Source organism: Thiohalobacter sp., assembly GCF_027000115.1.
Taxonomy (GTDB): domain Bacteria; phylum Pseudomonadota; class Gammaproteobacteria; order Thiohalobacterales; family Thiohalobacteraceae; genus JALTON01.
Genome location: NZ_JALTON010000049.1, coordinates 42442 through 51130, shown reverse-complemented (window position 1 = coordinate 51130; position 8689 = coordinate 42442). Strand labels below are relative to the sequence as shown.

Annotated in this window: 8 protein-coding genes, 1 tRNA gene and 1 other RNA gene; 7 read left to right on the top strand and 3 right to left on the bottom strand. The window is 70.2% G+C overall.

Annotation, left to right across the window (positions count from 1 at the left end):
* Nucleotides 1-108: 108 nt before the first annotated feature.
* Both MVF76_RS09110 and MVF76_RS09105 read right to left on the bottom strand, forming a co-directional pair.
* Nucleotides 109-242: non-coding RNA, RtT sRNA (locus tag MVF76_RS09110), on the bottom strand.
* Nucleotides 243-289: 47 nt separating this feature from the next.
* Nucleotides 290-374, bottom strand: a tRNA-Tyr gene (locus MVF76_RS09105).
* A 195-nt stretch (nt 375-569) separates the two neighbouring features.
* Here MVF76_RS09105 and MVF76_RS09100 point away from each other — a divergent pair.
* Complete coding sequence (locus MVF76_RS09100) at nt 570-1928, top strand: UDP-glucose dehydrogenase family protein (RefSeq protein ID WP_297528499.1); 1359 nt, start codon at nt 570-572, stop codon at nt 1926-1928.
* A gap of 6 nt (nt 1929-1934) precedes the next feature.
* Here MVF76_RS09100 and MVF76_RS09095 read toward each other — a convergent pair whose 3' ends face one another.
* The gene (locus MVF76_RS09095; RefSeq protein ID WP_297528498.1) at nt 1935-2405 is read right to left on the bottom strand and encodes an aminoacyl-tRNA deacylase; all 471 of its coding nucleotides are present in this window, start codon (nt 2403-2405) and stop codon (nt 1935-1937) included.
* 78 nt (nt 2406-2483) lie between these two features.
* On the opposite strand from MVF76_RS09095, the gene MVF76_RS09090 reads away from it, so the two are divergent.
* The 6 genes from MVF76_RS09090 to MVF76_RS09065 all read left to right on the top strand — a co-directional run bounded on the left by MVF76_RS09090 (nt 2484) and on the right by MVF76_RS09065 (nt 8656).
* Nucleotides 2484-3167: a zinc metallopeptidase gene (locus MVF76_RS09090; protein ID WP_297528497.1), complete on the top strand. Its 684-nt coding sequence runs from the start codon at nt 2484-2486 to the stop codon at nt 3165-3167.
* Nucleotides 3168-3326: 159 nt separating this feature from the next.
* The gene (locus tag MVF76_RS09085) at nt 3327-4391 is read left to right on the top strand and encodes an efflux RND transporter periplasmic adaptor subunit (RefSeq protein ID WP_297528496.1); all 1065 of its coding nucleotides are present in this window, start codon (nt 3327-3329) and stop codon (nt 4389-4391) included.
* Nucleotides 4388-5083: an ABC transporter ATP-binding protein gene (locus MVF76_RS09080; protein ID WP_297528495.1), complete on the top strand. Its 696-nt coding sequence runs from the start codon at nt 4388-4390 to the stop codon at nt 5081-5083. Before MVF76_RS09085 ends, MVF76_RS09080 begins: the two co-directional genes overlap by 4 nt.
* Complete coding sequence (locus MVF76_RS09075) at nt 5067-6278, top strand: ABC transporter permease (protein WP_297528494.1); 1212 nt, start codon at nt 5067-5069, stop codon at nt 6276-6278. The genes MVF76_RS09080 and MVF76_RS09075 overlap by 17 nt, the downstream gene beginning before the upstream one ends.
* 1 nt (nt 6279) lies before the next feature.
* Nucleotides 6280-7479, top strand: coding sequence for an ABC transporter permease (locus MVF76_RS09070; protein ID WP_297528493.1), 1200 nt, complete (start codon nt 6280-6282; stop codon nt 7477-7479).
* Nucleotides 7480-7753: 274 nt separating this feature from the next.
* A complete protein-coding gene (locus MVF76_RS09065; protein ID WP_297528492.1) occupies nt 7754-8656 on the top strand; it encodes a matrixin family metalloprotease in 903 nt (300 codons plus the stop codon).
* The last annotated feature ends 33 nt before the right edge of the window (nt 8657-8689 follow it).

Here is an 8689-nt window from a genome sequence, read left to right as displayed (position 1 = left end):
AGGCCGCTACGCGGCCTGTCGAACCTCTCTCGGTTCAAATCCTCCCCCATATCCGGGGAAGCACTTCCGTTCGCTGCCGGCCATCAGCCGACCGCTTCGCAACCTGTATGGTGGAGGGGGGAGGATTACTCCAGGCCTTCGGCCTTCCGCCCTCCGGGCCGCCGCGCTGCGCGCGTCGTTCAGGCCGCTACGCGGCCTGTCGAACCTCTCTCGGTTCAAATCCTCCCCCATATCCGGGGAAGCACTTCCGTTCGCTGCCGGCCATCAGCCGACCGCTTCGCAACCTGTATGGTGGAGGGGGGAGGATTCGAACCTCCGAAGGCGGAGCCAGCAGATTTACAGTCTGCCCCCTTTGGCCACTCGGGAACCCCTCCCCAAGCGAAGCAGCGTATTTTGGGTGAGCGCCTGCCCCGTGTCAACTCCAGCAGCCGCAATGCGGTCACCCCTGCGCCCGGCAGTTCCGTTCTGGTAGCATGGCGTCCTCGGCCCGGCCCGGACAGCACGCCAAGTGACTGCCGGGCAGGGCATTTTGCCCGAGGCCGGGATCGCCATTCAGGACAGGGGAAGCCATGAAGGTCACCATCTACGGTTCCGGCTACGTCGGCCTGGTCACCGGCGCCTGCCTCGCCGAGGTCGGCAACGAGGTCCTGTGCGTGGACGTGGATCCCGCCAAGATCGAGATGCTCAACCAGGGCCGGGTGCCCATCTACGAGCCGGGACTGGATCGCATGGTACAGGACAACGGCCGCGCCGGCCGGCTCCGTTTCACCCTGGACCCGGCCGAAGGCGTGGCGCACGGACTGTTCCAGTTCATTGCCGTGGGCACGCCCCCGGACGAGGACGGCTCGGCCGACCTGCAGCACGTGCTCGCGGTGGCGCGGACCATCGGCAGCCACCTGGAGGACTACCGCGTGATCGTTAACAAGTCGACGGTGCCGGTAGGGACCGCCGACCGGGTGCGCGAGGCCATCGCCACTACGCTCGCCGACCGCGGCGTTCAGCGCGACTTCGATGTGGTGTCCAATCCTGAATTCCTCAAGGAAGGCGCAGCCATCGGCGACTTCATGAAGCCGGACCGGATCATCGTCGGCACCGACAATCCGCGCACCACCGAGCTGATGCGCGCGCTCTACGCCCCCTTCAACCGCAACCACGACCGGCTGCTGGCCATGGACATCCGCTCCGCGGAGCTGACCAAGTATGCGGCCAATGCCATGCTGGCGACCAAGATCAGCTTCATGAACGAGCTGTCGAACATGGCAGAACGCCTCGGCGCCGACATCGAACAGGTGCGGGTCGGCATCGGCTCGGACCCCCGCATCGGCTACCAGTTCATCTATCCGGGGGCCGGCTACGGCGGCTCCTGCTTCCCCAAGGACGTCAAGGCCCTGGAACGCATCGCCCGCGACATCGACTACGAGGCGCAACTGCTGAGCGCGGTGGAGTCCGTGAATGATCGCCAGAAAAGGGTGCTCTTCGACAAGATTTCACAGCATTTCGGCGACGTTCGCGACAAAACCATCGCGCTCTGGGGCCTGGCATTCAAACCCAACACCGACGACATGCGCGAGGCGTCGAGTCGCGTGCTGATGGAGGCACTGTGGGCGGCGGGCGCCCGGGTGCAGGCCTACGACCCGGTGGCCATGGACGAGTGCCGCCGCATCTATGGCGAGCGGGAAGACCTGAGGCTGGCCGAATCGGCGACGGACGCACTGGAGGGCGCCGACGCGCTCACCGTCATCACCGAGTGGCAGGAGTTCCGCAGCCCGGTCTTCGACCAGATCCGCGCCCGCCTGCGCGAGCCGGTGATCTTCGACGGGCGCAACCTCTACGACCCGGCGCGGCTGGCCTCGCTGGGCTTCACCTACTACGCCATCGGCCGCCCGGTGGCCCGTCCGACGGACACCCGAACCGATTCAGACGCCTGAACCGATTCAGAGGTGCTCGCTGAAACGGCCGAAGCGCGCGTCGCCCATGACCTGGGCGAAGGTTTCGCCATTCATGTGCACCAGCTGCTCGTGGTCACCGGCCTCGAACCAGACCTCGGCCTGTTCGGCCAGCCGGTCGTCCACGACCTCGGGGATACCCCAGGGCGCACCCACCGGCGGCATGGCGCCGGGCTCGCAGTCCTCGAACAGACCGGCGATCTCGGCCTCCGGCGCGAACTCGAGATGGCGATTGAGCTGTCGGTCCAGCTCGCCCAGATCGAGGCGGTGACTGGCGGGGATGACGGCCATCAGATAGCCTTGCTCGTCCTCGAGCAGCACCGGCTTGGCGACGCAGTCGGCGGGAACGTGCGCGAGACGGGCCGTTTCCAGGCTGGTGGCACTGCGGGGATGGGTCACCAGGTCGAAGGTGACCTCCTGATCGGCGAGATAGCGATAGAGCGTGCCAGACATGGTCATGAGCCTGCCCTCCGGAATGACTGCCCTGTGCCTCGATTATAGTTCGCCGGCCGGCGCCCCGCCGGTCCTCGCCCCGCCATGCCGCTGACCCTGGGTATCCTGGCCCTGCTGATGCTGCTGTTCGGGCCGCAGCTCTGGGTGCAATGGGTGCTGCGCCGCCACGCCCGGCCACGGGACGACTTCCCGGGCACCGGCGGCCAGTTCGCCCGCCACCTGCTCGACCGGCTCGACCTCGGGGACGTGCAGGTGGTGACCACCGAGGCCGGCGATCACTACGACCCGCGCACGCGACAGGTGGCGCTGTCCCCGGAACACCACAACGGCCGCTCGCTCACTGCCGTGGTCGTGGCCGCCCACGAGGTCGGCCATGCCCTGCAGCATGCCCAGGGCGACGGCTGGTTCCGGCTGCGCCAGCGCCTGGTCGGTCTGGCGCAAGGCGCGCAGATGCTGGGCAACCTGCTGTTCGTCGCCGCGCCCCTGATCGGCCTGGTCACCCGCACCCCGGTCGCCGGCTGGCTGACGCTGGCCGGCGCCCTGGCCGCCTTCGGGGCCTCGGCGCTGGTGCATCTGGTGACCCTGCCCGTGGAGCTGGATGCCAGCTTCCGGCGCGCCCTGCCGCTGCTGGAGGCGGGGCGTTACCTGCCGCCGCCGGACCGCCCGGCCGCCCGCAGCATCCTGCGCGCGGCGGCCCTCACCTATGTCGCTGCCTCGCTGGCCAGTCTGCTCAACCTCTGGCGCTGGGGCCGGCTGCTGCGGCACTGATGCGGGTTTGACCGCACCGCTGCCAGCCCGTGTAATGCCCGCATAGCGGACAGGGAACCGACCGACATACCGACACCTCGCAAGGGCCTGATCGCACTGCTGCTCGTCGCCGCCGCCGGCGTGACGCTCTACGCCGCCACGCGCCCGGAGCCTGTACCGGTGCGGCTGGCGACCGTCGATCGAGGCGCGGTGGAGGCCACCGTCGCCAACACCCGCGCCGGCACCGTCAAGGCCTGCCGCCGGGCGCGGCTGTCGCTGCCGGTGGGCGGCCAGATCCAGACCCTGGCGGTGCGCGAGGGCGACCGCGTCGAACAGGGCGAGCTGCTGCTCGAACTCTGGAACCAGGACCTCAAGGCTGAACGCACGCTCGCCGAGCAGCAGCTCGCCGCCGCCGGTGCGCGCGCCGAGGAGGCCTGCGTGCTGGCCGAGGTGGCCGAGCGCGACGCTCGCCGCATCGAGCGCCTGTACCGGCAGAAGGCGGCCGCCGAGGAACGGCGCGACCAGGCCGCGGGCCAGGCGCGCGCGGCCCGGGCTCGTTGCGCCGCGGCCCGGGGCGAACGCGAGGTGGCCGCGGCCCGGTTGCAGGTGGCCGAGGCCGCGGTGGCCCGCACCCGGCTGCTGGCGCCCTTCCCGGGCATCGTCGCCGAGATCAACGGCGAGCTGAGCGAGTTCGTCACCCCCTCGCCGGTCGGCGTGGCCACGCCGCCGGCGGTCGATCTGATCGACGGCTGCTGCCTGTATGTCAGCGCGCCGCTGGACGAGGTCGATGCCCCGCGCGTGCAGCCCGGGCAACCGGTGCGCATCCATCTCGACGCCTTTCCGAAGCGCAGTTTCCCCGGCAAGGTGCGCCGGGTGGCACCCTACGTCCGGGACCGCGAACGCGAGGCGCGCACGGTGGAGATCGAGGCCGACTTCGATGTCCCCGGCGTGACCGACGATCTCAAGCCCGGCTACAGCGCCGATGTCGAGATCCTGCTCGAGCGCCACGAGGACAGCCTGCGGGTACCCACCGAGGCGCTGCTGGAGGGTCCGAAGGTCCTGGTCTACGACGCCGACAGCGGCACCCTGCACGCACGCACCGTGAAGACCGGCATCGCCAACTGGCAGTGGACCGAGGTGCTGGAGGGGCTAGAGGCCGGCGAGCGCGTGGCCACTTCCATCGACCGCGAAGGCGTGGTCGACGGCGCCCGCGTGCAGCCGGAATCGGAGCCGACCGGCCCGTGATCGAGCTGGAGGGCATCCATCGCCACTACCGGGTCGGCGACCAGGAGGTGCGCGCCCTCGATGGCATCGACCTGCGCATCGAGGACGGCGAATACGTCTCGGTGATGGGCCCCTCGGGCTCCGGCAAGTCGACCCTGCTGCACCTGATCGGCCTGCTCGACCGTCCCACCGCCGGCCGCTACCGCCTCGACGGCCGCGACGTCACCGCCCTCGACGACAAGGCGCTGGCCGAGGTGCAGCGCCGGCACATCGGCTTCGTGTTCCAGTTCTTTCACCTGGTGCCGCGCATGACCGCGGCCGAGAACGTCGAGCTGCCGTTGATCCTGGAAGGCGTGGACCCCGCCGAACGCCGCGAAAGCGTGGCGCGCGCACTGGCGGCGGTGGGCATGAGCGACCGCGCCGATCACCGCCCGGACCAGCTCTCCGGCGGCCAGCGCCAGCGCGTGGCCATCGCGCGGGCCACCATCATGCGCCCCGGCCTGCTGCTGGCCGACGAGCCCACCGGCAACCTCGACCGCGCCTCCGGCCACGACATCGTCGCCGTGCTGGAAGCGCTCAACCGCGAGGGGGTGACCCTGATCGTCGTCACTCACGACCCGGAACTGGGCAATCGCGCCGGTCGCCGGCTGAAGCTGCGCGACGGCCGTCTGGTAAGCGACCTGCGGGCCGGGACGGATGCTGCGCGCGACTGACCTGGGCCGCTATGCGGCCGGCGCCCTGCGCGGTTTCCGCCTGCGCAGCGCGCTCATGGTGCTGGCCATGGCCATCGGGGTGGCCGCGGTCATCCTGCTGACCGCGCTGGGTGAAGGCGCGCGCCAGTACGTGATCGGCCAGTTCGCCTCGCTGGGCAGCCACCTGCTGATCGTCGTGCCCGGCCGCAACGAGACCGGCGGTGCCGGCGTCGCCATGGCCATGGGCGCCACCCCCCGCGATCTCACCCTGGACGACGCCCTGGCCCTGACCCGCCATGCGGCGGTGCGGCGCGTGGCCCCGGTGGTGGTGGGCTCCGCGCTGGTCGCCGCCGGCGGGCTGGAACGGGAGGCGCCAGTGCTGGGCTCGACCGCCGAGCTGCTCGCAATCCGGCACTGGCCCCTGGCGCAAGGCCGCTTCCTGCCGGCCGGCGACCCCGGCCTCGCCAGCCCGGTGTGCGTACTGGGCGCCAGGGTGCGCCACGAGCTGTTCGGCGCCCAGCCGGCCCTGGGCCGGTGGCTGCGGGTCGCCGACCGGCGCTGCCGGGTGATCGGCGTCCTCGCGCCCGAGGGGCGTTCCATCGGCGTGGACGTTGAGGAGCTGGTGATCGTGCCGGTGGCCAGCGCCCAGCAGCTCTACGACACCCGCTCCCTGTTCCGCATCCTGATCGAGGCCCGCAGCCGGGAAGACATGGAGACGCTCAAGGCCTTCGTGCGCCGCACCCTCACCGAACGCCACCAGGGCGAGGAGGACTTCACGGTCATTACCCAGGACGCGGTGCTCGGCGCCTTCGACGACATCTTTCGTGCGCTCACCCTCACCGTCGCCGGCATCGCCGCCATCAGTCTGGGCGTCGCGGGGATACTGGTGATGAACGTGATGCTGATCGCGGTCGCCCAGCGCACCACCGAGATCGGCCTGCTGCGTGCCATCGGTGCCTCGGGGCGCATGGTCTCCCTCCTGTTCCTGGCCGAAGCGGCCCTGCTGGCACTGACCGGCGCGCTGCTGGGCCTCTTGCTGGGCCTGGCCGGGAGCTGGGTCCTGGGCCGGCTGGCACCGGCCCTGGCCGGTGGCGCGCCGGCCTGGGCGCTGGCCGGCAGCCTCGGCATCGCCCTGTGCACCGGGCTGCTGTTCGGCTGGCTGCCGGCGCGGCAGGCGGCGCGCCTCGATCCCATCCAGGCGCTGGCGAGGCACTGAGATGCGCACCCGCGACCTGCTGCAGCTCACCTTTTCCAGCGTGCGCGCCGCCCGCGGTCGCAGCCGGCTCACCGCGCTGGGCATCGCCATCGGCATCGCTGCCGTGGTGCTACTGACCGCTGTCGGCGAGGGCATACACCGCTTCGTGGTCGCCGAGTTCACCCAGTTCGGCACCCACATCGTGGCCATCAACCCCGGCAAGGCCCAGACCCATGGCGCCTCCATCGGCATCTTCGGCAGCCCGCGCCCGCTCACCCTCGACGATGCCCTTGCGCTGGAGCGCCTGCCCGCTGTGCGCGCCGTAGTGCCGGCCCTGTGGGGCAACGCCGAGGTGCGCGGCAACGGCCGCAAGCGCCGCACCATGGTCTATGGCGTCGGCCCCGAATTTCCGGAGGCCTTCCGCTTCGAGGTCGCCGCCGGCCGCTTCCTCGAGGACGGCGACCCCCACGCGGCGCGCACCCAGGCCGTGCTCGGCAGCCGGCTGAAGCGGGAACTGTTCGGCAACCGCAGCCCGCTCGGCGCCCAGGTGCGGGTGGCCGGCCATCGCTTCCGGATCATCGGCGTCATGCGCCCCAAGGGCACCATGCTGGGCTTCGATCTGGACGACACCCTCTACCTGCCCACCGCCCGCGCACTGGAGCTGTTCAATCGTACCGGCGTGATGGAGATCGACGTGCTCTACCAGCCGGGCACCGACGAGGACGAGCTGGTGGCCGGTATCCGCCGCCTGATCAGCGCCCGCCACGGCCGCGACGATGTCACCATCACCACCCAGAAACAGATGCTCGAGGTGCTGGGCTCGGTCCTCGACGTGCTGACCCTGGCCGTGGCCGGTCTCGGCGGCATCTCGCTCGCCGTCGGCTCGGTGGGGATTCTCACCATCATGACCATCGCCGTCAGCGAGCGCACCGCCGAGGTCGGCCTGCTGCGGGCGCTGGGCAGCACCCGGCGGGACATCCTGCTGCTGTTCCTGGGCGAATCGGCTTTGCTGGCCACCCTCGGCGGCCTGCTCGGGCTCGGGCTCGGCCTCGGCGGCGCCCTGCTGCTCGGCCAGCTGCTGCCCAGCCTGCCGCTGCACCCGGCCTGGCCCTACGTGATCGCGGCGCTGGCCGGTTCCACCCTGATCGGGCTGGCCGCCGGTATCCTGCCGGCGCGACGGGCGGCGCGGCTGGACCCCATCGAAGCGCTGCGCTCGGAGTGATGTCGAGACAGCTAACAGGGCCTGAATCGCTGCCGGTGTGCCCGACCATCATCATCCCTTGAAATACCGGTATGGAAAGCGTAAAAAGCCGCTGCCAAGAGGTCGACACCCGCGTCGGGTTTCCTTGCATCGCTCGACAGCAGCGACCCCAGCAGCGGGTAACCTGCTGATTGCCCGCAGGGAGACGAGATCAGGCATCCAACTTGCATTGACCCGCGCCTCGCCCGAACTCGGTATTCAGACAAACATCACACCAATCAAGGAGAATCGCTTCATGGCCTGTCACCGCCGCGTTCGTTCCAGCCTTCTGGCTGGCATGCTGCTGGTCGCTGCCGCGCCCGCCTCGGCACTGACCATCCAGATCGACTACAGCTACGACAGTGGCTTCTTCGGCCCCACCCAGCAGGCGGTCATGGAAGCCGCCGCCAGCTATCTCGGCAACCGCCTCAATGACCAGTTGACCGCGATCGACAGCCAAGGCATCAACGACTTCACCGCCATCTTCGACGACCCGGGCACGGGCACCGAAGTCAGGCTCGGCAACTATGATGTCGCCGCCAATACCATCGTTGTCTATGTCGGCGCCCGGTCGCTCGGGGGCACCACGCTCGGTGCGGGTGGACCGGGCGGCTGGAGCGCCCGCGGCACTACAACCTTCCTGGACAATGCGCGAACCCGCGGCCAGGCCGGTGTCGACGATTCGCCGCCCACCGACTTTTCGCGCTGGGGCGGCGCCATTACCTTCGACAACGCCACGAGCTGGTATTTCGACGACGACGTCACCACCGACGAGAGCTTCTCCGGCTTCGACTTCTTCAGCGTGGCACTGCATGAACTCGGCCATGTGCTTGGCCTGGGCACCGCGCCCTCCTGGGACAGTTGCGTGAGCGCGAGCGGGGACTTCACCTGCAGCAACAGCATCAGCGTCTACGGCGGGGCCGTGCCCCTGAGCAGCGACCTGGGCCACTGGGCGACGGGCACCCTCAGCCCGGGCGAGGGCGAGCCCGCCATGACCCCCAGTATCGCGGCCGGTGAGCGCAAGCGCTTCACCGAACTGGACTGGGCCGGGCTGCGCGACGTGGGCTGGGAGGTCCAGGCCGTGCCGGTACCGGCCGCCGTGTGGCTGTTCGCCAGTGGCCTCGGCCTGCTGGCCGGCGTGGCGCGACGCCGCGGCTGAAACCCGCCCGCATATTGCCCAAGGCGGGCCGAG